This is a genomic window from uncultured Zhongshania sp., from assembly GCF_963975605.1.
In the GTDB taxonomy this organism is placed as follows: Bacteria; Pseudomonadota; Gammaproteobacteria; order Pseudomonadales; family Spongiibacteraceae; genus Spongiibacter; species Spongiibacter aquimaris.
This window is the reverse complement of record NZ_CAXBHN010000014.1, coordinates 57,469-83,923: the sequence shown is the minus strand read 5'-3', so window position 1 is coordinate 83,923 and position 26,455 is coordinate 57,469. Positions and strand designations below refer to the sequence as shown.

General features: G+C 50.7%; 24 protein-coding genes. 11 read left to right on the top strand and 13 right to left on the bottom strand.

Annotated elements, in window-relative coordinates:
• Position 1: 1 nt before the first annotated feature.
• Together AAC007_RS12580 and AAC007_RS12575 are read right to left on the bottom strand one after the other, a co-directional pair.
• Positions 2-841, bottom strand: coding sequence for a hypothetical protein (locus tag AAC007_RS12580; RefSeq protein ID WP_339677281.1), 840 nt, complete (start codon positions 839-841; stop codon positions 2-4).
• Positions 838-2,106, bottom strand: coding sequence for a site-specific integrase (locus AAC007_RS12575; RefSeq protein WP_339677280.1), 1,269 nt, complete (start codon positions 2,104-2,106; stop codon positions 838-840). Before AAC007_RS12575 ends, AAC007_RS12580 begins: the two co-directional genes overlap by 4 nt.
• Before the next feature lie 140 nt (positions 2,107-2,246).
• Between AAC007_RS12575 and ettA the strand changes: the two genes are divergently transcribed.
• Positions 2,247-3,935 carry an energy-dependent translational throttle protein EttA gene (ettA, locus tag AAC007_RS12570; protein WP_339677279.1) on the top strand — a complete coding sequence of 563 codons (1,689 nt, stop codon included), beginning with the start codon at positions 2,247-2,249 and terminating at the stop codon, positions 3,933-3,935.
• A 136-nt stretch (positions 3,936-4,071) separates the two neighbouring features.
• Here the strand turns inward: ettA and AAC007_RS12565 are convergent, their stop codons facing one another.
• The 5 genes from AAC007_RS12565 to AAC007_RS12545 all read right to left on the bottom strand — a co-directional run bounded on the left by AAC007_RS12565 (position 4,072) and on the right by AAC007_RS12545 (position 8,745).
• A complete protein-coding gene (locus tag AAC007_RS12565) occupies positions 4,072-4,818 on the bottom strand; it encodes an SDR family oxidoreductase (protein ID WP_339677278.1) in 747 nt (248 codons plus the stop codon).
• Between the two features lie 81 nt (positions 4,819-4,899).
• Entirely contained in the window at positions 4,900-5,601 is a 702-nt protein-coding gene (locus AAC007_RS12560) for a histidine phosphatase family protein (RefSeq protein WP_339677276.1), read from the bottom strand.
• Entirely contained in the window at positions 5,601-6,671 is a 1,071-nt protein-coding gene (locus AAC007_RS12555) for a phosphotransferase family protein (protein ID WP_339677274.1), read from the bottom strand. Before AAC007_RS12555 ends, AAC007_RS12560 begins: the two co-directional genes overlap by 1 nt.
• 7 nt (positions 6,672-6,678) lie before the next feature.
• The gene (locus AAC007_RS12550) at positions 6,679-7,494 is read right to left on the bottom strand and encodes an SDR family oxidoreductase (protein ID WP_339677272.1); all 816 of its coding nucleotides are present in this window, start codon (positions 7,492-7,494) and stop codon (positions 6,679-6,681) included.
• Positions 7,495-7,524: 30 nt separating this feature from the next.
• Complete coding sequence (locus AAC007_RS12545; protein ID WP_295874739.1) at positions 7,525-8,745, bottom strand: acyl-CoA dehydrogenase family protein; 1,221 nt, start codon at positions 8,743-8,745, stop codon at positions 7,525-7,527.
• A 113-nt stretch (positions 8,746-8,858) separates the two neighbouring features.
• Here AAC007_RS12545 and AAC007_RS12540 point away from each other — a divergent pair, with 113 nt between their 5' ends.
• A complete protein-coding gene (locus tag AAC007_RS12540) occupies positions 8,859-9,767 on the top strand; it encodes a LysR family transcriptional regulator (protein WP_295874735.1) in 909 nt (302 codons plus the stop codon).
• Positions 9,768-9,840: 73 nt separating this feature from the next.
• On the opposite strand, the gene AAC007_RS12535 is transcribed toward AAC007_RS12540, so the two are convergent.
• Entirely contained in the window at positions 9,841-11,088 is a 1,248-nt protein-coding gene (locus AAC007_RS12535; RefSeq protein ID WP_295874733.1) for a malic enzyme-like NAD(P)-binding protein, read from the bottom strand.
• Between the two features lie 344 nt (positions 11,089-11,432).
• Positions 11,433-11,651 (bottom strand): 50S ribosomal protein L31, encoded by a 219-nt coding sequence (rpmE, locus tag AAC007_RS12530; protein ID WP_219042889.1) that lies wholly within the window; start codon positions 11,649-11,651, stop codon positions 11,433-11,435.
• Positions 11,652-11,864: 213 nt separating this feature from the next.
• On the opposite strand from rpmE, the gene AAC007_RS12525 reads away from it, so the two are divergent.
• The 6 genes from AAC007_RS12525 (at position 11,865) to AAC007_RS12500 (ending at position 18,971) form a co-directional block, all read left to right on the top strand.
• A complete protein-coding gene (locus tag AAC007_RS12525) occupies positions 11,865-14,048 on the top strand; it encodes a primosomal protein N' (protein WP_295874728.1) in 2,184 nt (727 codons plus the stop codon).
• A 101-nt stretch (positions 14,049-14,149) separates the two neighbouring features.
• Positions 14,150-15,904 (top strand): arginine--tRNA ligase, encoded by a 1,755-nt coding sequence (gene argS, locus AAC007_RS12520; protein WP_339677268.1) that lies wholly within the window; start codon positions 14,150-14,152, stop codon positions 15,902-15,904.
• A gap of 3 nt (positions 15,905-15,907) precedes the next feature.
• Positions 15,908-16,507, top strand: a complete 600-nt coding sequence (locus AAC007_RS12515; protein ID WP_219042892.1) for an SPOR domain-containing protein — start codon at positions 15,908-15,910, stop codon at positions 16,505-16,507.
• A 121-nt stretch (positions 16,508-16,628) separates the two neighbouring features.
• Positions 16,629-17,168, top strand: a complete 540-nt coding sequence (hslV, locus tag AAC007_RS12510; protein WP_103684373.1) for an ATP-dependent protease subunit HslV — start codon at positions 16,629-16,631, stop codon at positions 17,166-17,168.
• Between the two features lie 26 nt (positions 17,169-17,194).
• Entirely contained in the window at positions 17,195-18,511 is a 1,317-nt protein-coding gene (gene hslU, locus AAC007_RS12505; protein ID WP_339677264.1) for an ATP-dependent protease ATPase subunit HslU, read from the top strand.
• Positions 18,512-18,587: 76 nt separating this feature from the next.
• Positions 18,588-18,971 (top strand): DUF971 domain-containing protein, encoded by a 384-nt coding sequence (locus tag AAC007_RS12500; protein WP_339677262.1) that lies wholly within the window; start codon positions 18,588-18,590, stop codon positions 18,969-18,971.
• 2 nt (positions 18,972-18,973) lie between these two features.
• Here AAC007_RS12500 and AAC007_RS12495 read toward each other — a convergent pair whose 3' ends face one another.
• Both AAC007_RS12495 and AAC007_RS12490 read right to left on the bottom strand, forming a co-directional pair.
• Positions 18,974-19,222, bottom strand: coding sequence for a hypothetical protein (locus tag AAC007_RS12495; protein WP_219042895.1), 249 nt, complete (start codon positions 19,220-19,222; stop codon positions 18,974-18,976).
• A 153-nt stretch (positions 19,223-19,375) separates the two neighbouring features.
• The gene (locus AAC007_RS12490) at positions 19,376-20,761 is read right to left on the bottom strand and encodes a PhoH family protein (RefSeq protein ID WP_339677259.1); all 1,386 of its coding nucleotides are present in this window, start codon (positions 20,759-20,761) and stop codon (positions 19,376-19,378) included.
• A gap of 355 nt (positions 20,762-21,116) precedes the next feature.
• Between AAC007_RS12490 and AAC007_RS12485 the strand changes: the two genes are divergently transcribed.
• Positions 21,117-23,009 carry a VacB/RNase II family 3'-5' exoribonuclease gene (locus tag AAC007_RS12485; protein ID WP_339677257.1) on the top strand — a complete coding sequence of 631 codons (1,893 nt, stop codon included), beginning with the start codon at positions 21,117-21,119 and terminating at the stop codon, positions 23,007-23,009.
• A 107-nt stretch (positions 23,010-23,116) separates the two neighbouring features.
• Here the strand turns inward: AAC007_RS12485 and AAC007_RS12480 are convergent, their stop codons facing one another.
• Positions 23,117-23,473: a group 1 truncated hemoglobin gene (locus AAC007_RS12480; protein WP_295875470.1), complete on the bottom strand. Its 357-nt coding sequence runs from the start codon at positions 23,471-23,473 to the stop codon at positions 23,117-23,119.
• A 92-nt stretch (positions 23,474-23,565) separates the two neighbouring features.
• Between AAC007_RS12480 and AAC007_RS12475 the strand changes: the two genes are divergently transcribed.
• Positions 23,566-23,991, top strand: a complete 426-nt coding sequence (locus AAC007_RS12475; RefSeq protein WP_295875467.1) for an Rrf2 family transcriptional regulator — start codon at positions 23,566-23,568, stop codon at positions 23,989-23,991.
• A 56-nt stretch (positions 23,992-24,047) separates the two neighbouring features.
• On the opposite strand, the gene asnS is transcribed toward AAC007_RS12475, so the two are convergent.
• Entirely contained in the window at positions 24,048-25,442 is a 1,395-nt protein-coding gene (asnS, locus tag AAC007_RS12470; RefSeq protein WP_339677254.1) for an asparagine--tRNA ligase, read from the bottom strand.
• 163 nt (positions 25,443-25,605) lie between these two features.
• Between asnS and AAC007_RS12465 the strand changes: the two genes are divergently transcribed.
• A complete protein-coding gene (locus AAC007_RS12465; protein WP_296435183.1) occupies positions 25,606-26,349 on the top strand; it encodes a glycerophosphodiester phosphodiesterase family protein in 744 nt (247 codons plus the stop codon).
• The last annotated feature ends 106 nt before the right edge of the window (positions 26,350-26,455 follow it).

Genomic DNA, 26,455 nt, shown 5'->3' with positions numbered 1-26,455 from the left:
CCTAACCGGCCATCATAGTTGTCGCCGACCGGCCAAGATAGTTGACGCCAGACATGTAGGACTGAACCAGTTTATAGAGATCTTCATCTATATTGAAAGTCTCTGACTTCGCCCTAAAGCCTGAGTCATCATCTCTTTGTTTCGCCCAGTGAATTCGAATTTTGTAGTCTCGGCCGCAATGGATAAAATCGTCGAAGATTAACATTCGGATTTGAATGCCTCGTTGCCCATAGATCATTAATAATCTGACATAGAGATAGCGCTCAGGATCTAAATTATTGTGACAGAACTGCTCATGCAGCCATTGGTGCAGAGCATTCTGCTCCACCTGGTTAAAAGGCCCTTTGTCTGGGTCTAGGCTAAGAACGGGGTCACTTCCACCTTGTTTTTTTCTGGGTACATTTTTATATGCATCAATTAGGGCACTTGAAGGTCGCATTTCTAGTGATTCAAGCCCCTGCCAAAATTCCATAAACCCCACTAGGCAGGAAAACTCTTTTCCACTAAAACGCTCGCGTAAATCCACTAAATGATCTGCATTCAGTGGATTAAGCCCTGTAGAGGCAGCTCGAGATAACACCGAACTGTTGAGCCCTACCGTGCCTTGTTGTAACTCAGACATGCGATAAGCTAAGGCTGCATGTAACCAGCGCTGCCAATCAGTTGGCACACAGTTAATGGCTGCCTGCCAGTTAACCTTTTTGCCGCTCATTCTGTCGGCATTCCACATTGGTTTGGCGGGAGTAAAAAGCTCGCCACATCTTGCAGGTCTGGGCGTATTCAGCCATTCATCAAGAGTATCCCAAGTAGGGGCTTCAAGCGCTCCAATTTTGATGCTCATTCCGCACCTCCCTTGCTGATTCGGGCTTCTACCCCTTCGCGTATTGCTTTGAATATATCTGAGCGTTTCTTCATCGCTTTATCTGCCTCTTCTTTCCAGAACTTCGCTCCGTAGAGTCCAGGCATATTCGACTCAGGACTCCAGCCAAAAGCAAAGGTTAGAACCTTTTGAACCTTAGTCGTCCGATCCTCTGGTGTCATCAACTCCAACTCACCTCTCATGCTTTCAAGCAGGGTATAGACTGCATCGTGGCGCAAAAGGTGTGGATGGATACCCTCTAGCTCAGGTACTGCTTCGCCCACCCGAGGCAAGATGCCGTCCAACGCTTTAATGCTTAGCGGACGGCCTTCATTTCGACGGTGAGATACCAATAAAAAGGGGTGCTCTTTCGCCTCAGAGCTCCGCCCCTTCGAAACACGGTAGTTGTCCACATATTCCTTTAGCACCCAAGTCAGTTCATCGGCCATTACAAGTTGACGCTCTTGGGTTTTAAATCCGGGAGCCTGTTTTCGCGTATCTACACGACCGTCCTCAAGATCAACAACCGCCAACTCCCCGCTGGCCCAGTAAATATCACTGAGCTTAATCAACAACATTTCAGATCGACGCAGGCCCATGTCCAGGCCCAAAAGCAATACGATGTAATTACGGAGTTTCAAGGCGGCGCTTGCAAAGGGGTTCTCCGGACTCGCAGGATGCATAACCTCTATCAAGCGCTCACGCTGCTGCTGATTCAGACCCTTCATGTCGCCAACCTTGGTTTTTTTCCAAGCGGGTTTAGCAGCCTTTATCTTACGATTAAAGCGCCGTGTTACATCAATGACGGCCTCACCTCGCGTAGCTCTATCGCCTAGTTTGTCATAAAGAAACCCTAGAAAGCTTCGCACCGCATCAAGCCGCTGCTCGGCATGCACTTTGCCGACATACTCATACGCGGATGGAAGCAGTCGAGCGCCCGAATACTTTTTATTGAGCGTGGCCTTCTGACAACCGGCATCACTGACAAAACGGGCAATCTCTTCATCAGTCAGGTAATGGGAATTTGGTCTTTGTTCCAAACGGCCAATCAAATCAATGGATTCATATACCAGAAAATCTTCAAACAGCCCGATGTGCTCAAGGTACTTTTGCTGAGTATTCAAGGCGCGACCTGATTGCTCAAGCATCACATAAAGATTGGGGTAAAAGACAGGCATCCCATCATCCTGTAGTAGCACTTTTGCCCGGTAACCCTGTATCCTTATCTCTTCAATTTTATGGCCCATAGCGCCCCCAAAACATAACTTTTTTTATTATAGTAACGAATAATTTTATGGCAAGCGAAACGTGACTTTTTTTTGCAAGCCAAGCTTTGAGAGAAAAAATCACAAAATATTGAAAATTAAAGAAAAATGGAAAATAAATTATGTCGAAAAGTGATAAATCTGGGAAAACAGGTTCTTTCGTCTTTACCATGAACCGCGTGAGCAAGGTTGTACCGCCCAAACGCGAAATTCTGCACGATATTTCTCTGTCGTTCTTCCCCGGCGCCAAAATTGGCGTACTCGGCCTAAACGGCTCTGGTAAATCTACCCTTCTGAAAATCATGGCCGGTCTCGATACCGAATTTAATGGCGAAGCGCGGCCCCAGCCCGGCACCAAAATCGGCTACCTTTCACAGGAGCCACCTCTAGACCCGAGCAAAGATGTTCGCGGCAACGTCGAAGAAGGTGTCGCCGAGGCCAAGAATGCACTGACCGAACTCGACCAGGTGTATGCGGCCTATGCCGAACCCGATGCGGACTTCGATGCCCTGGCAAAACGTCAGGCGCAACTGGAAGACATTATTCAAGCCACCGACGCGCACAACCTTGATCACAAGCTCGAAGTCGCCGCTGATGCCCTGCGCTTGCCACCATGGGATGCAGACGTAACAACTCTTTCAGGTGGTGAGCGCCGCCGTGTTGCGCTGTGTCAATTGTTGCTCTCCAACCCCGACATGTTGTTGCTCGACGAGCCAACCAACCACTTGGACGCAGAATCAGTACATTGGCTGGAACGCTTTTTATGTGACTTCCCCGGCACCGTGGTAGCCATAACCCATGACCGGTATTTCCTCGACAACGCCGCAGGCTGGATTCTGGAACTGGACCGCGGTCGCGGTATTCCCTACGAGGGCAATTATTCTGACTGGCTAGAAGCCAAGGATGCCCGCCTGGCGCAAGAGGCGAAAGCAGATGCATCTCGCAAAAAGACCATCGCCACCGAACTGGAGTGGGTGCGCAGCAACGCCAAGGGGCGCCAAAGTAAAAGCAAGGCGCGCTTAGCCCGCTTTGAAGAAATGAATTCGCAGGAATTCCAAAACCGCAGCGAAACCAATGAAATTTATATTCCACCAGGACCGCGCTTGGGCGACAAAGTCATCGAGGTTAATGGAGTAAGTAAAAGCTACGGTGACCGCCTGCTCATCAACGACTTGAGTATGTCGATACCCAAAGGCGCCATTGTCGGCATTATCGGCGGTAACGGCGCAGGTAAATCGACCTTGCTGCGCATGATCACCGGCCGAGAAACCCCAGACAGCGGCACCATTGATATTGGCGATACGGTTAAGCTGGTATCGGTTGAACAGATGCGAGATGGCCTCGACGATAAAAAAACCGTCTGGGAAGCCGTGTCTGAAGGCGCAGACATATTGCGCATCGGCAGCTATGAAGTGCCATCGCGCGCCTATATTGGCCGCTTCAACTTTAAAGGTAGCGATCAGCAAAAACGCGTCGGCGAATTGTCTGGTGGTGAACGCGGCCGCTTACATTTAGCCTGCACACTCAAAGAAGGCGGCAACGTCTTACTGCTCGATGAACCCTCAAACGATTTAGACGTAGAAACCCTGCGCGCACTGGAAGACGCCCTACTCGACTTCCCCGGTTGCGCCATGGTGATCTCGCATGATCGCTGGTTCCTAGACCGTATCGCCACACATATCTTGGCCTACGAGGGCGACAGCGACATCGTGTTCTTTGAAGGTAACTACAGCGAATACCATGAAGACTTTGTGGCGCGGAAAGGAAAAAATGCCGGGCCGAAGAGGGTGAAGTATAAGAAGTTGAAATAGGAAGTCGGAAGTCGGAAGTCGGAAGTCGGAAAATGAACGCTCAACGACAACGCAAGTTCAATCCCCGCCTTGAACTTTCCTCCGGCACCGACTAGCTTATTTGTCGGACTTCAGACACCTGAGGTCCGACCATTCCCTAAGTCATTTTCGCCACGATACTCAGCGGCAAAAGCTTCATCGCCAAGCCAACTGGCACCCATGGCCACGCGGGCACTTTGGCCTCAGCCGGCTCTCTTTCAATCGCTTTCACCAACGCTCTGCAGCCGGTTTCCAAATCTACCCGCATAGGTGCTTTTTTCAAATCGGCATTTATCGCGGTGAGAATAAAGCCCGGCAATATACAGCTGGCCTTTATCGGTGTACCCAATAAATCGGCGCGAATGCCTTCTGTTAGCGTTCTCAGCCCCGCCTTGGTGGCAGCGTAAATATTAATGGCGCGGGGCATACCGCGCACTGCGCTCATAGACGACATGGTGACCAAGTGACCGCTATTTTGCGCCCGAAAAATCTCCATCGCCGCTTCGCACTGGGCAAGTGCGCCGACAAAGTTTGTTTCAGCAGTGCGCCGATTGGCTTCAAAATACCCCTTACCTAGCGATGCGCCCTTGCCCATTCCGGCATTCACAATAACGCGATCCAAACTCCCCATATCCTCTTTAAAGGCTTTGAATACGTCAAAAACCTGCGGGTAGTTACAGACATCCAACTCGCGAATAAATACCTTTATATTGGGGTAGGCCGCCTCTAACTCGGCCTTCAGTATTTGCATCGGCTCCAAGCGCCGCGCGCATAACGCGAGATTACAACCCTTGGCGGCGAACTCCCGCGCCATGCCTTCACCAAGCCCCGAGCTAGCACCGGTGATTAATATATTTTTACGCATACTTTTTGCCATTTTAAAATTTATTCCCGCTTAAGAGGTGTAATGAGTGAACAGACATACGTGTATTTGCAGAGACCTCGCCTATCGATAACTCAATAGCTCTCGATGCTTACCGTCTATATGGCTGTGCTCATTCATACTAGCCATAACGACGCCGCTCTTACCCGCCAACACTTTACTGTAGGCTGCATTCGCTAGTGTCCAGCTTAACGACAAGGCTTTTACATTATTTAAGGCCAGCAGTTTCCGGCTGACAGCTGAAATCGCCCCGCCGGATGTGAATACAAATACATTGCCATTTCCACTCGCTGCAGCCTGCAATCCGCGCTCAACGCGATCACAAAACACCGACCATGTTTCACGATACTCATGATCGTGCTCACCTTCGCACCAGCGCTGCATGGCGAGGGAGAAGTGGGTCTGAAATCCAACTTTAGGATTCTCGCCAGCCATATCTTGGACCATTTTCTCACCAACCCCAGGCAGCGACGTGTAGGCCTCTAGTATTTGCAGATGGTCGTATTCATCCCAATCGGAGTCTAATACGAAATGCTCTTCACCCTGCTGGAATGTGTCGCTCAAGCCCATCGCCGCCAAACACTGTTCCGCGGTTTGACGATGGCGTTTCATGCCACCGCAAATCACCGCACTGGGAATGATGCCTTGCTCAGCAAAATGATCACCTAAATGTCGAGACTGGCGCTGCCCAAGATCAGAGAGCTGATCGTAGTCCTCCGCTCCAAATGAGGCTTGACCGTGGCGAATTAAATACAAGGCCGGCATTAACGCTGCTCCCGAATAATTCGGCGACAGCGACGGTCGAGATACCACACAATTAACCAGAAATTTTTAAATGCGGGGTTATTCGTTTGTTTGTGATGATAGCGATAGTAGATTTGCTGAATAATGACAGCTAAACGAAACAAACCAAACACCTCGTAAAACGCCCAGTTGTCCGCATTCAAACCCATTTTTTCACAGTAGTAAGACACCACCTCTTTACGGCTTAACATCCCCGGTAGATGGGTGGGCTGGCGCCGTGTGGCACGCAGTATTTTATCGTCATCGGCCTGCACCCAATACGCCAACGCACTACCCAAATCCATTAGTGGATCGCCAAGGGTCGCCATTTCCCAGTCGAGAATACCGAGCACCTCGGCGGGATTTTCAGGATTCAATACAACATTATCAAAACGAAAATCATTGTGAATGACGCAAGTTTGCACGTCGGTCGGCGTGTTATCTGCCAACCACGCCATCACCTTTTTGAAGCTAGGTACATTCCAGGTTTTCGATTTTTGATAGCGACCACTCCAGCCGCGCACTTGTCGCTCACAGTAACCATCACCCTTGCCTAGTGAAGCCAGACCCGCAGATTGATAATCCACTTGATGCAGTGCCACTAATTTATCAATCACCGACAGACACAATTCGCGGGTTTGTTCAGCCGAAAGCGCCAAACCCTTGGGCATATTGGCGCGGGGGATGAGGCCTTCGATGCGACGCATAACGTAAAAATCGCAATCAATAACGGCAGGATCATCACAAAACGCCAGCATCTCCGGCACAAAAGGAAATAGCGGGGCCAAGGCCGCCTGTACCTTATATTCACGCCCCATGTCGTGAGCCGATTTTGCCTTGGTGCCCTTGGGTGGACGGCGCAAAATAAGATCGTGACTTTGGTATTGCAAACGATAGGTCCAATTAGATGCGCCACCGCTGTATTGCGTAACAATAGGCTCACCACTCAAATCTGCGATGCGTGGCTTTAACCAGGCATCTACCGCGGCAATATCTAACTCCTCCCCACTTCGTACCGTTCCCGCTACATCGATGACCGACTTGTTTTCCATTAGCAACTTAACCCTTGCGCTTATTCGTCATCATCCGCGCTGTTTGCTTCAACATCATGGCGCGATATCGCTTAAACGGCAGCCAGCGCTTTAAACGCCAGATCGAGCGCCCCTCAGGATGAGGAAGAATGTAAAACTCGCCCTTTTCAATTGAATTAAAGACCCGCCCTGCAATTTCATCTGCACCGAGCTTCGCCTTATTGACCAAGCGCTGAGTCGCGGCTTGGCTATCTGCGTCAGAGGCCCGCACTGACTCTGCAAGATTTGTTCTAAAGAAACTGGGGCACACCACCGATACATTTATATTGTCGGCATCTAGCTCCAAGGACATGGTCTCTGACAAGGCCACTACCGCTGCTTTAGTCGCGCAGTACGAGGCCATTTTGGGTGGATATATTAAGCCCGCCAAGGAGGCTATATTTACAATATGTCCGCTGCCCTGTTCGCGCATTAACCGTGTGAACACCTTGCAACCGCGCACGACACCAAGCAGGTTGATATTCACAATCCACTCCCAGTCATCCATCGAGAATTCGCCGATTCCACCTGCAGATGCCACGCCCGCATTGTTAATCACAATGTCCACACCACCCCAGTTACTAAGCAGCCAATCGGCCGCACTTTGCAGGGCGTGCTCCTTTGTTACATCACAATTAACATAGTGCGCCTGACCTTTGGCCTTCAACTCCGCGAGCGCTTCCGCGCCGCGCCCATCGTCAACGTCACCAATGCAAACTGAATATCCCGCATCCGCAAAGCGGTTGGCTAAAGCTCGCCCCAAGCCGGAGGCACCACCAGTGATAAAAACGCGTTTAGATCCCATTGCCCATTTTCTCCCGCAACATTTAATTTCTTATTTATATTTCGCCAACTCCATTCGAGCAATTAAGCCGCGATGCACTTCGTCCGGGCCGTCAGCCAAACGCAACACCCGCGCCATCGCAAACATATTCGCCAGTGGTGTGTCGTTAGATACGCCGGCACCGCCGTGAATTTGGATGGCAGCGTCAACCACATCTTGCAATACATTGGGCGCAATCACTTTAATCGCGGATATTTCAGTTAGTGCAGCCAAGGCACCCACTGAATCAATCTTCCACGCAGCGTAGAGCGTGAGCAGACGCGCCTGATCGATAGCGATACGAAGATTGGCTACCCGCTCCTGATTACCGCCAAGCTTGATAAGCGGTTTGCCAAAGGCGATGCGAGTGGTGCCGCGCTTAATCATTAACTCTAGCGCTTTTTCCGCCGCGCCCAAGGCGCGCATGCAATGATGAATACGACCGGGGCCCAAGCGACCCTGTGCAATCTCAAAACCGCGCCCCATACCCAACACTAAATTCGTCTTTGGCACCCGCACATTCTCGAACCACACTTCACCATGCCCCTCAGGTGCATCGTAGTGGTTGAATACCGGCAGCATGCGTTTGATGGTGACGCCCGGGGTATTCATCTCTACCAAGACCATGGAGTGCCGACTATGTCGGGCAGCATCCGGATTACTGACGCCCATAAAAATGCCGATTTCACAGCGCGGATCACCTGCGCCACTAGACCACCATTTTTTTCCATTTAGGATCAGATCATCGCCATCTTCTATGATGGTCGCTTCCATATTCGTCGCGTCAGAGGACGCCACGTCCGGCTCGGTCATAAAAAATACCGAGCGAATTTCGCCCTCTAGCAGTGGTTCTAACCAGCGCTGCTTTTGCTCTTCGCTGCCATACTTCCACAACACTTCCATATTGCCGGTGTCTGGCGCGTTGCAGTTAAACACCTGGGGCGCGAGATGGGAGCGGCCCATTTCTTCCGCTAAGGGCGCGTACTCGAGGGTCGACAATCCCGCACCGCGCTCTTCGTCGGGCAAAAACAGGTTCCACAAACCCTGCTCTTTGGCTTCTTTTTTGAGGGTTTCGATTCTTGGATCCACCCGCCATTGGGTCCAGTCGCCACCACTGTTACCCGCCAATATGTCAGGCATTAAATCTGCCTCTACCGGCGCGATACGATCTTTTATAAAAGCGCGCACACGATCAATGAGTTCTTGGCAACGGGGGCTGTGACTAAAGTCCATGAATACTCTCCTGTGGTTATCCGATTAAAGATAGACTCCATCAACACATCAGTCTAATTTATTTTATAAATGACATATAATCACTATAGTGAATGTATTGGCGAGTGAGCACTATGGATTTAAACCTATTTAAAGTCTTTGATGCGGTCTACCGCGCCAACTCCCTAACCGAGGCCGCAAAAGACCTTCACATTACGCAGCCGGCAGTGAGCAACGCCCTTGCCAGACTGCGAGAGCATTTTGACGACCCACTATTTGTGCGCCGTGGTCGCCGCATTGCGCCAACCCCCCTTGCCGACAGTATCGCCAGTGATATCGCCAACTCGCTAATAACCCTGCAGGAAAGCCTGCACAAAGGTCAGGAATTTGACCCCAGCACATCAAAACGTCAGTTCACTATCTGCATGGGCGACCCCATAGAATTTGTCGCGCTGCCAGAATTAATTACCCAATTACAGAGGCATGCGCCCGGTATTAAATTGCAAAGCCAGCGCCTGATCCGCGATCAACTCAGCCGCCAATTAATCAGCGGCGAAGTGTCTATGGCGGTGGATATTCCACAGCCCGTCGATAACAGTATCCAGCAGCAATTTTTATTCAAAGATAATTTATGCGTACTTATGCGCCAAGATCACCCCTTAAGCGGGCAAACCCTCAGCTTGAAACAATATCTAAATGCAGGTCACATTACCGTGTCTGGCCGCAGTCGTGGTGTTGTATTAGAAGACGCCACTCTCAATCGCAAAGGCTTGAACCGGCATATTATTTTACGAGGGCAGAGCTACTATTCGGCAAGCCATATTGTCGCCACCTCAGATTTATTTCTCACCTTACCACTGCATTTAGCCCAGCGTTTCCAACAGTTTTTAGCGCTGCACACTGCGATGCTACCGCTCAAAATTCCAGCCCTAGAAATGATGATGTACTGGCATCGCAGCGCCAGCAACGACACCGCCCATGAGTGGTTGCGAGGCCGCATCCAAGACATTATTGCCCAAAACGCGACGCCAAAAACAAATTAAAGCCCCTAAACTCCAACCATAAAAAAAGCCGTCTGCAATAAAGCGAGGCGGCTTTTAGAATCAAACGAAACGTTTAACTCAAAGGATAATGCGCAGGGTACGGCAACTGAGCGACACCGCTATCAACGGCTGCCTGTGCAACCGCGGCAGACACCTTACCTAACAAACGGCGATCAACTGGCTTGGGAATAATGTAGTTGGGGCCAAACGAAAGCTCACCCACACCACAGGCATCTATAACCACCTGCGGTACATCTTCTTTTGCCAGCTCACGAATAGCGTGGACCGCGGCAATCTTCATCTCCTCGTTGATCGCCGTTGAACGCACGTCCAAAGCACCACGGAAAATAAAGGGGAAGCCCAATACATTGTTTACCTGGTTGGGGTAATCCGAACGCCCCGTCGCCATGATTAAATCGTCACGTACCGACAACGCCAGCTCAGGCTGAATTTCTGGATCTGGATTAGAGCAGGCAAATACGATTGGCTTAGGTGCCATTGAAAGCAACATCTCTGCGCTCAATAAATCTGCGCCTGACAAGCCGACAAATACGTCTGCATCTTTAATGGCATCACTTAGCGTGCGCGCATCGGTATCGTTTTGAAATTCTTCTTTATATTGGTTTAAGCCCGCGCGCCCAGGGTAAATTACACCACGGCGATCGATCATAAAAATATTTTTATATTGCGCACCTAAACTCACCAGCAATTTCATACAGGCAATGGCGGCGGAACCCGCACCCAGGCAAACTATTTTTGCGGTTTCAATATTCTTGCCCTGAATCTCTAACGCGTTCAGCATGCCCGCTGCTGTCACAATAGCGGTGCCGTGCTGATCATCATGAAAAACCGGTATCGGGCAGATCTCTTTTAATACGCGCTCGATCTCGAAACACTCTGGCGCTTTGATATCTTCTAAATTAATACCACCAAAGGTGATGGAGATGCGTTTAACGGTATCGATGAACGCCTGACTATCCTCCGCATCCACTTCGATATCAATCGAATCAATATCAGCGAAACGCTTAAATAATAGCGCCTTGCCTTCCATTACGGGTTTGCTGGCCAGCGGACCTAGATCACCTAGTCCCAAAATTGCTGTGCCATTTGAAATCACCGCAACGAGATTACCCTTGCTGGTGTACTTGTACGCGTTAAGTGGGTCTTTGGCGATTTCACGCACTGGCTCTGCGACGCCGGGGCTGTAGGCCAGCGACAAGTCATACTGAGTTTCAGCGGGCTTGGTCAACATGATGCCGATTTTGCCCGGCGTGGGGAGAGAGTGGTAATCCAGAGCCGCTTGTTTCACATCTTTGGACATTCTTTATTTCCCGATTTTAGCCTTTTCACAAAAGATGAAAACGCATTTGTAAAAGTATTCGCTCAAACAATAACTTTGTATGACAACGCCGCACTGCCGCGAGACAAGAAGATTTATGTGTTCGTCGACAACACCCGACTACCTACTTACCCAAAGCTGGCAGCGGATACATCATCGTGATTTGCACTAGCGATAAGCTCGCGCGAAATGTACCAGTCGCTACCGCGACATCTGACTTACATATTCAAACACAAACGCTGTAAACAAAAATGCCCGGTCAAATTTTTAACCAGGCACTTTCTTAGTGTGGCTGCACTCGCAGACCACCAAGCACTGCTGCGATATTACGCTTTAGTGGTACCACGGCTGCCGAAACGCTTGCGGAACTTATCAACACGGCCGCCAGTATCAAGCATTTTCTGCTTACCGGTATAGAACGGGTGACAAGCTGCACATACGTCAACGTGAAGCGCTTGGCCTAAGGTAGAACGCGTTTCAAAGGCGTTACCACAGCTGCACGTTACGTTGATAGCAACATAATTCGGATGGATATCTGCTTTCATGGGTCTTTCCTCATTGGTCGCCGCCACCCGATCTTTTGCCGGGCACCGCGCAGGGCTGACAAGCTTAAAAAATAGCTTGAAATTCAGGCGGCGAATATTAACAGAAATTGTTCAAGAAGCAAGCAAGGCGCGCCGTGGGCTAAAAACGAGACTCTTACCGCCGCACTATTTCTTATACACTGTGGCTCTTTGTTGTAGCGAAACCGCTTTTTCATGTCGAAACTTGTCACTATCGCCGTCCCCTGCCCGCTGCGCCGAGGTTTTGACTACCTGTGGCCAGACACATTACAGCTAGACCCCGAGATCGGAATGCGGGTGACCATTCCATTCGGCCCCAGACGCTTGGTCGGAGTTATTATTGCCACCGACGTCAGCAACGACATCCCCAGCCACAAAATGAAAGCCGTGCTCAAGGTGCTCGACACTCGGCCAACACTGCCACCGGACCTAGTTGAGTTAGGATGCTGGGGGGCGGAGTACTACCACCACCCCATCGGCGACTGCATCCAACAAATGCTTCCTGTCACATTGCGCAAAGCCGAACAAGCCAAGGAAAAGCCCGCGCAATATTGGCAGTGCAGCGATCAAATTCACACCCTACCGCCCTTGTCGACACGCGCTCACAAACAGCGCAGTCTGCTTGCTATCGTCCAGCAATCCGGGCAGTTGTCGCGCCGACAAATTAAAGACTTAGGCTATAGCAACAACATTCTCAACCCTTTAATAGATGGCGGCTACCTGAGCAAGGCGGATGCTCCCAGCGCAAACACCGGTCACCTGCAGGCCGAAAAACCGACATTGAATCGCGAGCAAGAGGCAGCAGTAGGCGCAATAACGGCGACGCTAGGCCGCTTCGAACGCTTTTTACTAGACGGGGTAACCGGTAGCGGTAAAACCGAAGTGTATCTTCGCGCTATTGAAAGCTGCCTTGCGCGGGGTGAACAAGTGTTAGTGCTGATTCCAGAAATTGGCCTAACACCGCAAACACTGCAGCGCTTTGAACAACGCTTTCCGGCCAACGTCAGCACCTTGCACTCTGGACTAAGCGACGGCGAACGCCTGCATAACTGGCAAAAGATACAGTCTGGCGAGCATAAAATCGTGCTTGGCACCCGGTCAGCGGTATTCACTCCATTCGATAAACTGGGCCTAATCATTGTTGACGAAGAGCACGACGCCTCTTACAAACAACAAGATGGCTGGCGTTATTCTGCAAGAGACATCGCGGTGAAACGCGGATCAGATCACCACTGCCCAGTAGTGCTTGGCAGCGCCACGCCAAGCTTAGACAGCTTGCACAATATTGCCCAAAGTCGTTACCGGCTGCTTGAATTACGTGAGCGGGCCGGCGGAGCCAGCGCACCATCCATTCGCCTATTAGATATTCGCAACGAATCCCTTGACGACGGCCTGAGCAAATCACTGCTCGACGCCACCACTCGCACATTAAATGCTGGCAATCAGGCTTTAGTGTTTTTAAATAGACGAGGATTCTCACCCCAGCTGCAGTGTCATAGTTGCGGCTGGCTGGCAAACTGCCAATCCTGCGACGCCAAAATGACAGTGCACTTTGGCCGCCGCGAGCTGCGCTGTCACCACTGCGATGCCAGCGAGCCACTACCGACCATCTGCCCTCAGTGCCACAATCACCAACTTATATATCAAGGCCCAGGCACCGAACGCTTAGAGTTAAGCCTAAGACGACACTTCCCGGACGTGCCGATTTATCGAATTGACCGCGACACAACCTCCGCAAAAGGCAGCATGCAATCGCTGGTGAACGATATCCGCACCGGCAAACCCTGCATTTTGGTTGGCACCCAAATGCTGGCCAAGGGCCATCACTTTCCAGATGTCACTCTGGTGGGTATTGTCGATATCGATGGCGGCCTATTCAGTGCCGACTTCAGAGGTCCAGAGCGCAGCGGTCAGCTCTTGATTCAAGTCGCCGGCCGAGCCGGGCGAGCCGACAAGCCCGGCACGGTATATATTCAAACCCACTGCCCCGATCATCCGGCGCTGCAAGCGCTGGTCAACAGTGGCTACCAGCCTTTCGCCCAACAATTACTCGCCGAACGCCAACTTTTTTCACTACCGCCGATCAGCTTCAGCGCTGTTATTCGCGCAGATGCGACGTCGCTGCAAGGCGCAGAAGACTTTCTCGAACAAATCAAAGCAGCGCTGCCACTTGGCGATACCCAGTGGAGCATTGTCGGCCCACTGCCCGCGCCAATGACACGCAAGGCGGGACGTTTTCGGGCGGCCCTTATTTTACAGGCCGAACGCCGCAGCCTACTGCATACTCAGCTGCACACGGCCTGCCATATCGGCGACCAGCTCAACAAGCCGCAGAATCTGCGCTGGTCGGTGGACGTAGACCCTATCGACCTCTTTTAGGTACTAATCAGACCACAGCAAACGCCTCCAGCACTGGCAGCGTGCCGCGTAAACAGTGATAATACGCGGCCTTGTTTCGACCAAAGAGTTTTTGCCCCACCATGAAAGAGAAAGTCGCCCAACATATACAGCAGGCACTGCAAACCTTGCGCAGCGCCCAATCTTGGCCAGACGAGCTTGCGGTAAATATTCAGGTCGAACACACACGAGACAAGGCGCACGGCGACTTTGCCAGCAATATTGCCATGACTCTGGCAAAACCACTTAAATCAAATCCGCGCGCGATTGCCCAGCAAATCGTTGACGCGCTGCCCGCCACCAGCGACATCGTTAAAGTCGAGATTGCCGGCCCCGGTTTTATTAATTTCTTCGTCAATGAAGAGAGCAACTTCCAGGTGCTGCACGACATCTTCGCGCAGGGCAGTCACTTTGGTCGCCAAGCAAGTCGCGAAAAATCAGTTCAGGTAGAATTTGTCTCGGCCAACCCGACCGGTCCACTTCACGTCGGCCACGGCCGTGGCGCAGCCTACGGCGCAAGCGTTGCCAATATGCTGGAAGCCATTGGTTATAAGGTATGCCGCGAATACTATGTCAACGACGCCGGTCGCCAAATGGACATACTCGGCACCAGCGTGTGGCTGCGCTACTTACAAGCTTGCGGCGAAGACATCACGTTTCCAAGCAACGGCTATCAAGGCGACTATATCGCCGACTACGGTCGCGAATTATTAGCTGAGCACGGCAAGATTTTGCACCACAGCACCAGCGATGTATTCGCGAGTGTCCGTGCTGACGCACCAGAGGGTGACAAAGAAAAGCACATTGACGATTTGATCAATCGCGCCAAAGCGCTACTGGGTGACAATTACGACATCACCTTTAATAAGGGCCTCAATGCGATTCTTGGCGACATCCGCACTGACCTTGCTGAGTTCGGCATTGAGTACCAAGAGTGGTTCTCTGAGCGCAGCCTAACCCAAGACCCCGACCAGGTTGATCGCGCCATTCGCAAACTGCAAGACAACGGTTTTATCGAAGAGCGCAACGGCGCGCTGTGGTTTATGTCCACTCGCTTTGGCGATGACAAGGACCGCGTGGTAAAACGCGACAACGGTCAAACCACCTATTTCGCCTCTGACATCGCCTACCATCTCAATAAATTTGAGCGCGGTTTTGACACCGTGGTAAATATTTGGGGTGCCGACCACCACGGCTATATTGCCCGCGTGAAGGCAGCACTGCAGGCACTCAATATTGATCCGGATAAACTCGTGGTGCGACTGGTGCAGTTCGTGTCGCTGTATCGCGGCGACCAACAAGTGCAAATGTCCACCCGTTCCGGCTCTTTCGTTACCCTGCGAGAATTGCGTGACGACGTGGGCAACGACGCGGCGCGGTTTTTCTATATTATGCGCAAGGCCGATCAGGCAACAGATTTTGACCTGGAGCTTGCTAAATCAGAGAGCAAAGACAATCCGGTCTACTACATTCAGTACGCTCACGCTCGGGTTGCCAGTATTTTGCGCAAGCTTGCCGAGCAGGGCGAAACCTGGGACGCAGAATCAGGTCTTACCCATTTATCAGAGCTGAGTCACGAAGTTGAAAAGGATTTGTTGGTTAAATTATCCCGTTACCCGGAAATTCTTAGCAACGCGGCCGAGCAGTTTGAACCCCATGCGCTCGCGCACTATTTACGAGAGTTGGCGGGTGACTTTCACACCTATTACAACGCTCATAAAATGCTGGGCGAGGAAGCTGCCGTACGCGACGCTCGTATTACCCTGGCCTGCGCAGTGCAGCAGGTATTAAATAACGGATTGACACTGCTGGGGGTATCCGCCCCAGAGGAAATGTAAGGCATGGCAACACAAAAGAAGACAACTCGCGGCGCAACTCGCAGCCCCGAGCGGCAGGGGCTTCCGGCATCGGCATTGCTGGGTACTGGCTTTATCGCCGGTATTATTTGCTCGGTACTGGTTTACTCTACCGTCATCAGCAAGCACCCCGAGCGCGAAGCCAAATTAGCAGAAACCAAGGCCGCCGCCGCAAAAGAAAAAGCCCAACAAGACCGCAAAGACGTCACCACCAATACCAAGTTTGATTTCTTTACCGTGCTGCCTGAGCGCGAAGTTATCGTAACCGACGAGCAACGTCCGGCCGCCAAACCCGCAACCGCCATCAAAACCGCTGACAAACCACCGGCAGTGAAACAAGATATCAGTGACGAGCGCTATATTTTGCAAGCGGGCTCCTTCAGACAGGGCGCCGACGCCGATCGCCGCAGAGCGCAAATACTACTTTTGGGCCTAGACGCTAAAGTCGAATCCGTGGAAGCCAATGGCGACCGCTGGCACCGCGTTTACGTTGGCCCCTTCCAGTCTCACAACACACTTACCGATGCTCGCAGCAAGTTAATTAACGAAAGCATCGACACCCTGGTTATCCGCCAAAAGAAATAGCGCGACCCGAAACCGCGCAGCACGCCCTTGAAATCATCAGGGGCGCCCCCACATCTTTTAGCAGACTGCCAGGGTCATCAACACCCAATAAACCCACCTTTTTAACGATAAGGAGTCCCGCGTGGAACAGTTTCGCGGCACCACAATTCTCTCCGTTCGCCGTAACAATCAAGTTGTCATCGGTGGCGACGGCCAGGTCACCATGGGCAACACTGTAATGAAGGGCAATGCCCGTAAAGTCCGCCGCTTATATAAAGATCAAGTGCTGGCAGGATTTGCCGGCGGTACCGCCGACGCCTTTACCCTCTTTGAACTATTTGAAGCTCAGCTCGAAAAACATTCCGGTAAATTAGTTCGCGCCGCCGTAGAGCTAGCCAAAGCCTGGCGGAGCGAGCGCTCACTGCGCCAACTAGAAGCGCTGCTAATTGTGGCGGACAAAGAAACCACCCTCGTCATCAGTGGTAACGGCGATGTTATCGAACCCGAAGACAATATGATTGCCATCGGTTCCGGCGGCTCCTTCGCGACCGCAGCCGCCCGCGCCCTCATGGACAACACTGAGTTAAGCGCTGGCGACATTGTAGAAAAAGGCTTAACGATTGCGGGCGACATCTGCATTTACACCAATCACAGCCGCACCATCGAATCACTAGAATACTAAGCGCCAACGCGCCCTCGGAGTAACTAATGTCTAATATGACGCCCCGCGAGATTGTTCACGAACTCGACAAACACATTGTTGGCCAGAACGACGCAAAACGCGCCGTGGCCATCGCCCTGCGCAATCGCTGGCGGCGCATGCAGCTAGAAGAATCACTGCGCAATGAAATCACCCCAAAGAATATTTTGATGATCGGCCCCACCGGTGTCGGTAAAACCGAAATCGCCCGCCGCCTTGCCAAGCTATCGAATGCGCCATTTATTAAAGTAGAAGCCACCAAGTTCACCGAAGTAGGCTATGTGGGTCGCGATGTCGAGTCCATCGTCAGAGACTTGGTAGACGTGGCAATAAAACTTTATCGCGAACAAGCAATGGAGCAAGTTGCACACCGCGCCGCCGATGCCGCAGAGGAACGCATACTCGACATTCTGTTGCCCCCCGCTCGCGGCGAGAGCAATGGCGAAGAGCGCACTGACAACACCCGCCAACTATTTCGCAAGAAGCTCCGAGAAGGCGAACTCGACGAACGCGAGATCGATATCGAGCTGAACGCAAGCCCCATCGGCGTGGAGATTATGGCACCGCCCGGCATGGAAGAAATGACCAACCAGCTACAGGGTATGTTTTCCAAGCTAGGTAACGACAAAAAGAAAACCCGCCGCATGAGCGTTAAAGCTGCGCTCAAACAGGCCCAGGATGAAGAAGCCGCCAAGCTGATTAATGAGGAAGACCTAAAGTCTCGCGCATTAGAAGCCGCAGAGCAAAATGGCATTGTCTTTATTGATGAAATTGACAAGGTAGCAAAACGCCAGGAAACCGGCGGCGCCGACGTTTCACGAGAAGGTGTACAACGCGATTTACTGCCTCTTATAGAAGGCTGTACCGTGAGCACCAAACACGGCGTGATTCGCACCGACCATATTCTTTTTGTTGCCTCTGGTGCGTTTCACTTAAGCAAGCCCTCAGACTTAATACCGGAATTGCAGGGCCGCTTACCGATTCGAGTAGAATTATCCGCCCTCACACCAGAAGATTTTGAGCGTATTCTCACCGAACCCCACGCCTCACTGACTGAGCAGTACCAAGCACTGCTCGCCACCGAGGGCCTGAAAATAGAATTTACCAAAGACGGCATTCGTCGCATTGCCGAAACCGCGTGGGAAGTGAATGAACGCACTGAAAATATTGGCGCCCGCCGCCTGCACACCATGATGGAACGCTTACTGGAAAGTATTTCTTTCGATGCCGGTGAAGCGCAAACTGTCACCATTGACGGAGATTATGTTTCAGAGCAGCTCGGTGAATTGGCAAAAGATGAAGATTTAAGCCGCTTTATTCTTTAACTTCACGTCGGGCGCCAGAGGTCTGGCGCCCGACGCATGCCCAGCTTGAAACCTCTACATAGGCAGAAATCACACCATGAGCCAAGCGCCCACCGATATTAAATTCCGCAAACAGTCTCAGCAGCTAGAGCTTAGCTACGCCAGCGGCGACAGGTTTTCACTCAGTAGCGAGTTCCTGCGCGTGCACTCACCGTCAGCAGAGGTGCGCGGTCACGGGGCGGGTCAAGAAACCCTGCAGACAGGGAAGCTCAAGGTCAGCATCACCGAACTAATTCCAGTCGGCAATTATGCCCTGCAACTGGTGTTTAGCGATGGTCATGACAGCGGTATTTTTTCGTGGACGTATTTGCGCGAACTCTGCGATCAACAAGATGAATTGTGGAAGAGATATCTGCAAAAACTGGATGAGAACAAGGCGAGCCGCGACCCCGACGAGCAGGTCGTTAAATTTTTTAATTAAGGTTAATCACGCAATATAATTCGCGGACTAAGATTCACCCCACCGTCCTCTTCTAAGACGCCGATATTGACGCCAGTCGAGTTTTCAACGACCACGAGTGGTGGTTCAAAACTGGGCTGCCGAATAAATTTAAGTGTCCAGCCAAAGTTTTCGATGCGACGCAGAGCTGCTTTTTGCATATCTGTTAGCAAATCGAGCGCATTTTCAGGGATTGCTGGGCGCCCGTCGCGCTGTTCCTGAATAAGTGTCATAGCCTCAATCGCCAACGTGGTTTTAGAAACTATCACCATACGCCGCTTGCAGCCCTACTCAAAGACGCATTTAACCGTATTGACATGGAGCGAAGCTAGGGTGTAATGGCAAAGCCCACCACAACCCTCAGCCGCGAAGCTCCGGTCCAATGCTTACAAATTCTCCTCTGCAAATGCGGCCAATCTCGAGCGCTCAATACCGTTAACATGCATAACCCCAGCGTGCTCAAAGTTTTTACTCTTTTCAACAAGATAGGTAAGCCCCGAGGTCAGCGGCGAAATATATTTATTATCGATCTGGGCTAAATTTCCCAGCACCACAATCTTTGAATTAACACCCACCCGGGTAATTATTGATTTCAATTGAAACTGCGTCAGCCCCTGCGCCTCGTCTATCACAATATAGGCATTATTGAAGGAGCGTCCGCGCATAAAATTCAATGATTTAAACTGAATATTGGCCTTGTCTTTAACATATTCGATGCTGCTATAAGGAGACTCGTCCGTACCGTGCAAGACTTCGAGGTTATCTTCAAATGCCGCCAACCACGGCGCCATTTTTTCTTCTTCGGTGCCGGGAAGAAAGCCGATATCCTCAGCCATTGGCGGAGTAGAGCGCGCCACTATCATCTTATCAAAACGCTTTTCTTCTAAAATCGCGTGCAAACCGTAAGCCAGTGCAATGAGTGTTTTACCTGAGCCGGCGGGGCCAGTGAGCACCGTCATATCGATATGCGGCCGGGAAATTAAAAAGAAGGCCATAGCCTGCTCAAAATTCCGCGGACTCAAGCCCCACATCCGCTGATGCATTAGCTGATCTCGGCTTAAATCAAGCAGCTCCAGTTTGTCTTCATCTATTGACCTGACCATACTGGCAAAGCCGCTATCATCGTATAAAAATTCATTGATATGCACCTTTGGCAACACGGCGCGATTCAGTACATGAAGAGTTTGCCCACCCTCTCTCAGAGTATCAACCTTGTCGACCTGGTCCCAAAAATTGCCCGGCAAATGTTCGTAACCCTTTGCCATATATTGAATATCTTCCAGGACACGATCCTTGCGATAGTCCTCTACATTCTCCAGGCCCGAACCCTTGGCCTTCAAGCGCATATTGATATCTTTGGTGACTAAGCACGCATAAGCCTTGGGATTCTTTACCTGTAAATGCAGCGCCACATTAATAATGCGATTGTCATTTGCCTGCTGTTGACTGCCATCAAGATACGGCGCCGGTACATCATGATTAATTAATTGATCAGGAAATATGGCCAACGTGCCATTACCCCTATCGCTGCGCGCATTAGGAATAGGAACCCCCTCTTGAATTGCCTTGGGGCTCGCGTTGAATAGAATTTTATCGATGGCGTTAATCGCTATTCGCGCCTCGCGACTTACATCTTTGTCGCGCCTGTCCTTGATATGATCTAACTCCTCCAGCACCGTCATCGGGATAACCACCCGATGCTCATGAAAGGCGCTCAGCGCCATTGGGTCATGCAGTAACACGTTAGTATCAAGAACAAAGATTTTTTCCATAGGGCACTCTCTGTTAACAACAAAAAAGAAAGCCGACACCGATTACTGCCAAGCAGGGCCAGTTTACGGAACCAGATAAGGGGAAAACCAGGGACGAAAATGCCAGCTCGCAGAGCGTAGGGCTGATACAGCGAGGCTGAGCGGGTACAGCGCGCAAAGGGGGTGTGACTGTAAGCCCGAAGGCCAAGAAGGTGTGACGGCAATATACCTTTCCATACAACACAGCGTAGCTTGATTATTAAAAGCGATGGCCATGATTGTCAACCGTTATTACGGTGATATCGGAAGACTCCGCCACGCATTTCCGCTACCCTGTACCCCTTTTTCGCGACCCGAACACAGGTACCATCGATCCATGCTCGACAAAAATGCCTTGCAACAGCTCAGCCAGCTAAAAACCCAAATCGTTGAATCCAAAGATCAAGGCGACGGCGAAGTCCGCGGCAGCCAGCGGCGGTTTGGATTTGTACGTCTAGACGACGGTCGCGATGTATTTCTTGCTCCCGACGACATGCAACGGGTTTTCCCCGGTGACAGGGTTCGCATCAACGTTCTCACCGACGACAAAGGCAAGTTCAAAGCGGAATTAGAAAAACTACTAGACAGCCCGCTAGACTGCTTCACTGGACGCTATGTGGTGCGCGGCCAAGGGCACTTTATCGAACCAGACTTACCGCGCTTCAATAAGCTACTTTTCATTCCGCCATCGCAACGCAAAAAATGCAGCGAAGGCGACTTTCTATACTGCCAGGTAGCTCAGCACCCCTTTAAAGATGGCAAGTCGCAGGTCAAAGTTTTAGAGAATATCGGCAGTCCCGACAACCCCGGTATTGAAGGTAAATACACCCAACGCAAATTCAAATTACCGAAGGATTGGCCGAAGGACAGCAGCATTGGCGATGACCTAAACGCCGCGAACCGCAGCGATCTTCGCGACATTCCTTTTGTTACCATCGACTCAGCGGAAACCCGCGATATCGACGATGCACTTTGGGCCCAAGCCAACGACAGTGGCTGGACTCTGTACATTGCGGTAGCCGATCCTGGCGCCTTTATAGCACCAGGCAGCCCACTAGACCGAGCCGCCTTACAGCGCGCCAACACAGTCTATCTACCCGGCTTCACCCAAACGATGCTACCAAACCCCGTCTCTCAGGGAAGCTGCTCACTGGTTGCAAATGAAGATCGTGCCGCCATCGTTTGCCGCGTACAGGTCGGTAAAGACGGCGCAATCAGCGACATTCAATTTAGCGAAGCGATGATTCAATCGCGAGCTAAATTGAGCTACCACGACGTTAACGCCGACCTCCATGGTGACATGGACTTAGGTCAAACTTGTCTGAAAGATTTGTATGCCGCCAGCCTCGCGCTGAGACAATACCGCAGCGAACACCACATTGTGATGCCCGAACAGGCTGACTTCCATTTCCAACTGAATGAGCAGCGCAGAATTGAAAGCATCACTAAAATTGAGCGCAACGACGCGCACCGCTTAGTAGAAGAATGCATGTTGGCGGCCAACCGCAGCGCAGCGCTATGGCTAGCAGATTCGCCAGCCCTCTATGTTTCTCACGCCGGACTACGCGAGGATCGCTACGACAATGTGCGTGCCGTCATCGCCAAGGAAATCCCTAATTTAGCCGACTGCCAATTCGAAAGCTTATCTGGTTATAAGACACTCATCCAAGCCTGCGAACACAGCGAATCTGCTCTACCCCTACGCAGTATATTTGCGCGGATGCTACAGCCAGGAGAGCTAAGCGTGGAAGCAAAACCGCATTTCGGCCTCGGCTTAGAGTGCTACACGACATTTACCTCGCCACTCCGCAAATATAGTGACCTATTAGTTCAACGCTGCATACGCGCCAAACTTAATAACACGACACCAACTTTGCCCAATGAAGCAGAACTCGCGGCACTGCAAGACGCAATCCGCAACGGAAGACAGGCTAGCAAGCAAATGGAACAGTGGTTGCAATATCAGTACCTAGCCCGCAACACTACCGACACCGTTTACGAAGCTCGCATTGCTCACGTGAACGGCGGCGGCTTCACCGTTGAACTACTTGATACCGGTATCAGCGGCTTTGTGGAAGCTCGCACTATTCCTGAAAAATTGAGCTTCGACGCAGACACCCTGCGCCTGTTTAACGACAAGCAATCCTTCCAGCTGGAACAGCTGGTAAGGGTAAAAACATCTGAGCTAGACGATTTCCAGCGCAAATTGATGTTTTTATTGGTTGCCTAGCAACAACGATTTTATTATCAAGTTTATAGTGCGAGTTCGACTCGATTCTGCCCACGATAACACCAGAATCGAGTCGCACTTTACAGCAATAGCTAACCGTTACTTTATTAGCGATTTAGCACATCATCGCGAACACTTTCTGCTATTTTTGCAACTTCAGCAATATCCCCATCGCTCACACCCAACTCTTGTAATGTGGCCGCCAGGTTTTCAACCACGGCGTTAAAATGGCCATCATCAATCCCCATACCCGCATGCGCACCTCGCATATCACGGCCGGTGTATTCACTCGGGCCACCAAACACCATCGTTAAAAATAGTTTTTGCTTGCGCGCCTGCGCGAACATATCGATATTTTCAAAAAATGCTTTAATTCGATCGTCGGCCATAATCTTGTCATAGAAAATATCAACCGCCGCGTCAACCGCCGTCTCACCACCAATTCGCTCATACAATGTTGTCATATCAATCAACTCCAGCAATAACATGCAATTTAAATGCATCTTTAAAAGAGGTATAGTACTCCCACCATTTACCTCAACGCAACCCTCTAACGATGAAACTTAGCAAACAGACAGACTATGCTTTTCGAACCTTGATATTTCTCGGCCACCTACCCAGCGACCAAATGACGACTATTCAGCATATCTGCGACTATTACGACATATCCACGAACCATATCTCGAAAGTAGTTATGCAGTTGGTTAGGTTAGGTTATGTAGAAGCATTAAGGGGGAAAGGAGGAGGCATTCGCTTAAGAAAGCCAGCCGAGGAAATAGCGCTGATAGATGTGGTTAGCCATTTTGAAACCACGCTAAAACCGATTAATTGCAGCGAGCAACCCTGCCGCATAATACGCAGCTGCAAATTAAAGGGCTTGTTAGATAACGCCATGAACGCGTTTCTTGATGCTTTAAAGAATTACAAGCTCGCTGACATCTTGGACTCTGAAACCCAGGCCATTCTTTTTCCAGAAAAATAGCATTGAGTTAAAGCCCAAGAGCGTCGACGTGCAATGCAGCTTATATTCTGCATCAATCAGTAATCGGCATGCTTTGGCGTACGCGGAAAAGGAATCGCATCGCGGATGTTTTCCATACCGGTGATGTAGTTCAGCAGGCGTTCAAAACCCAAACCAAAACCGGCATGAGCTACGGTGCCGTAGCGGCGTAAATCCCGGTACCACTCAAGTCCATCCAGTCCTTGTTCGGCCATACGTTGCTCAAGTACATCGAGACGCTCCTCACGTTGACTACCACCAATAATTTCGCCAATGCCTGGGGCAAGCACATCCATCGCGGCAACGGTTTTTTCGTCGTCATTCATGCGCATGTAAAAAGCTTTAATGTCTTTGGGGTAGTTCGTCACGATGAGAGGCCCGCCAACATGCTGTTCGCACAAATAGCGCTCGTGCTCAGATTGCATGTCTAAGCCCCAGCGCACAGGAAACTCAAATTTCTTCTTCGATTTTTCTAAAATTGTAATTGCGTCGCTGTAATCCATTCGCTCAAAACGGGTACTCGCTACTTTTTGCAAACGAGCTAATACGCCATCGTCTACAAACTGATTAAAGAAGGCGAGATCGTCTTCGCAATGCTCTAATACTTGCGATAGCAAATAACGCAGAAAATCTTCAGCCAGTGCCGCGTCATCGTCTAAGTTAGCAAAGGCAATCTCTGGCTCCACCATCCAAAACTCGGCGAGGTGACGGCTGGTATTTGAATTTTCTGCTCTAAAGGTAGGCCCAAAAGTGTAGACCTTAGACATGGCTAAACAATACGCCTCGGCATTTAACTGGCCAGATACTGTGAGGAAGGCTTCTTTACCGAAGAAATCTTCACTGAAATCGACACTACCATTATCAGTACGCGGTAAATTCATTAAATCCAGGGTGCTAACGCGGAACATTTCGCCTGCACCTTCGCAGTCGCTCGCCGTAATTAACGGTGAATTAATCCACTGAAAACCGCGCTCGTAAAAATAGCGATGCACGGCATTCGCCAATACTGTTCGCACTCGGGTGATGGCGCCGAAGGTATTAGTGCGCGGCCGCAGATGCGCAACTGTGCGCAAATACTCAAAACTATGACGCTTTTTGGCAATGGGATAGGTATCTGGATCATCGACCCAGCCACAAACTTCAATCTGCTTGGCCTGAACTTCAACACTCTGCCCCTTGCCCTGTGAGGCAACCAAGTCGCCAGTAACAACGACAGAGCAACCAGCGGTTAACTTCAGAATATCAATCTCATAGTTTGCAAGCTCACCCGGTGCGACAACTTGAATGGACGACTGGGCCGAACCGTCATGAACAGCTAAAAACGAAAACCCACCTTTTGAATCACGACGGCTGCGAATCCAACCCTGAACTGTTACCTCGCAACCCGGTTCACGCTGTCCCGCCAATAGGGCTTTTATCGATACTGCAGACATATGATCTCCAAATAGTTGTCGCTAGACTCGCATTATAGGCTCGCAAACCCAATAGCAGTAGTCATTGCCGACTGGGGGTTTTGATACCACAATAGTCGCGCACTTTATTCCAGCCAAGATAAATTGGATACTGTTATAAAATTCCAAACGCGGTGAAATTGATATGCAAGTAGAGAACTTTGTAGCCCACCGCGGCTGGCGCCAACACTACCCAGAAAACACCCTCATCGCCTTTGAGAAAGCCATTCAGGCTGGTGCTGTGAATATTGAACTCGACGTTCAACTTAGTGCAGACCATGTCCCCTATGTTTTTCACGACGCCAACTTAATGCGGATGTGCCAGCGTGAAGGCTTCATTTGGGATTATCCCGCCGCCGAGCTAGACACATTTTTTGCCACCGAAAGTTATCGCCTTGGCAATGCATTTCCCGATAATCCGATGTGCCGACTCAGTGATATTGTCGCCCTGCTGCAGACCAATCCCGCAGTCAACGCCTACGTCGAAATCAAAGAAGAGAGCCTAACTCAGTTTGGCGAGCAAATTGTAGTAGACGCCGTTATCAATGCCCTGCGCCCCGTCGCGTCGCGCTGCATTCTGATCAGCTTTGAACTCAGCGCTCTTCGCCTTGCGTTGCACGAGGGCTGGCAGCGTTTTGGCGCCGTGTTTGACGTATGGCCAGATCCGCAATCAGCTGCACTGGTAGAACTGCGACCCGAGGTTCTTTTTTGCGATCGCAACTGCGTACCTATTGATCTCCATTTAAGTACGCTACCCTGGCCTGTTTTAATTTATGAAGTAGGGAGTAAAACAGAAGCCGAGGATTGGTTTAGCCGGGGTGCTGTCGCCGTAGAGACCTTTTTAATCGGCGAACTTCTCAAAGATTTTGCCTTACACACAGGAATGTAATCAGTAAAAACTGCGGTCGCCGGGTGATTTTTCCCTGTCATTACAACAATTTAACTCGCGAGCCATCATTACACCCATATAACACCCGTCTAAATATTCGGTAATA

Bases quoted from the DNA above. Each gene is read 5' to 3' on its own strand.
- AAC007_RS12525 (WP_295874728.1), top strand. From the start codon at position 11,865: ATGTCGAAACTTGTCACTATCGCCGTCCCCTGCCCGCTGCGCCGAGGT.
- AAC007_RS12545 (WP_295874739.1), bottom strand. From the start codon at position 8,745: ATGGACTTTAGTCACAGCCCCCGTTGCCAAGAACTCATTGATCGTGTG.
- AAC007_RS12560 (WP_339677276.1), bottom strand. From the start codon at position 5,601: ATGCCGGCCTTGTATTTAATTCGCCACGGTCAAGCCTCATTTGGAGCG.
- AAC007_RS12540 (WP_295874735.1), top strand. From the start codon at position 8,859: ATGGATTTAAACCTATTTAAAGTCTTTGATGCGGTCTACCGCGCCAAC.
- hslU (WP_339677264.1), top strand. From the start codon at position 17,195: ATGTCTAATATGACGCCCCGCGAGATTGTTCACGAACTCGACAAACAC.
- argS (WP_339677268.1), top strand. From the start codon at position 14,150: ATGAAAGAGAAAGTCGCCCAACATATACAGCAGGCACTGCAAACCTTG.
- AAC007_RS12500 (WP_339677262.1), top strand. From the start codon at position 18,588: ATGAGCCAAGCGCCCACCGATATTAAATTCCGCAAACAGTCTCAGCAG.
- AAC007_RS12495 (WP_219042895.1), bottom strand. From the start codon at position 19,222: ATGACACTTATTCAGGAACAGCGCGACGGGCGCCCAGCAATCCCTGAA.
- AAC007_RS12480 (WP_295875470.1), bottom strand. From the start codon at position 23,473: ATGACAACATTGTATGAGCGAATTGGTGGTGAGACGGCGGTTGACGCG.
- AAC007_RS12580 (WP_339677281.1), bottom strand. From the start codon at position 841: ATGAGCATCAAAATTGGAGCGCTTGAAGCCCCTACTTGGGATACTCTT.
- AAC007_RS12565 (WP_339677278.1), bottom strand. From the start codon at position 4,818: ATGCGTAAAAATATATTAATCACCGGTGCTAGCTCGGGGCTTGGTGAA.
- AAC007_RS12475 (WP_295875467.1), top strand. From the start codon at position 23,566: ATGAAACTTAGCAAACAGACAGACTATGCTTTTCGAACCTTGATATTT.
- AAC007_RS12575 (WP_339677280.1), bottom strand. From the start codon at position 2,106: ATGGGCCATAAAATTGAAGAGATAAGGATACAGGGTTACCGGGCAAAA.
- AAC007_RS12515 (WP_219042892.1), top strand. From the start codon at position 15,908: ATGGCAACACAAAAGAAGACAACTCGCGGCGCAACTCGCAGCCCCGAG.
- asnS (WP_339677254.1), bottom strand. From the start codon at position 25,442: ATGTCTGCAGTATCGATAAAAGCCCTATTGGCGGGACAGCGTGAACCG.
- AAC007_RS12550 (WP_339677272.1), bottom strand. From the start codon at position 7,494: ATGGGATCTAAACGCGTTTTTATCACTGGTGGTGCCTCCGGCTTGGGG.
- AAC007_RS12485 (WP_339677257.1), top strand. From the start codon at position 21,117: ATGCTCGACAAAAATGCCTTGCAACAGCTCAGCCAGCTAAAAACCCAA.
- AAC007_RS12535 (WP_295874733.1), bottom strand. From the start codon at position 11,088: ATGTCCAAAGATGTGAAACAAGCGGCTCTGGATTACCACTCTCTCCCC.
- AAC007_RS12465 (WP_296435183.1), top strand. From the start codon at position 25,606: ATGCAAGTAGAGAACTTTGTAGCCCACCGCGGCTGGCGCCAACACTAC.
- ettA (WP_339677279.1), top strand. From the start codon at position 2,247: ATGTCGAAAAGTGATAAATCTGGGAAAACAGGTTCTTTCGTCTTTACC.
- AAC007_RS12555 (WP_339677274.1), bottom strand. From the start codon at position 6,671: ATGGAAAACAAGTCGGTCATCGATGTAGCGGGAACGGTACGAAGTGGG.
- rpmE (WP_219042889.1), bottom strand. From the start codon at position 11,651: ATGAAAGCAGATATCCATCCGAATTATGTTGCTATCAACGTAACGTGC.
- AAC007_RS12490 (WP_339677259.1), bottom strand. From the start codon at position 20,761: ATGGAAAAAATCTTTGTTCTTGATACTAACGTGTTACTGCATGACCCA.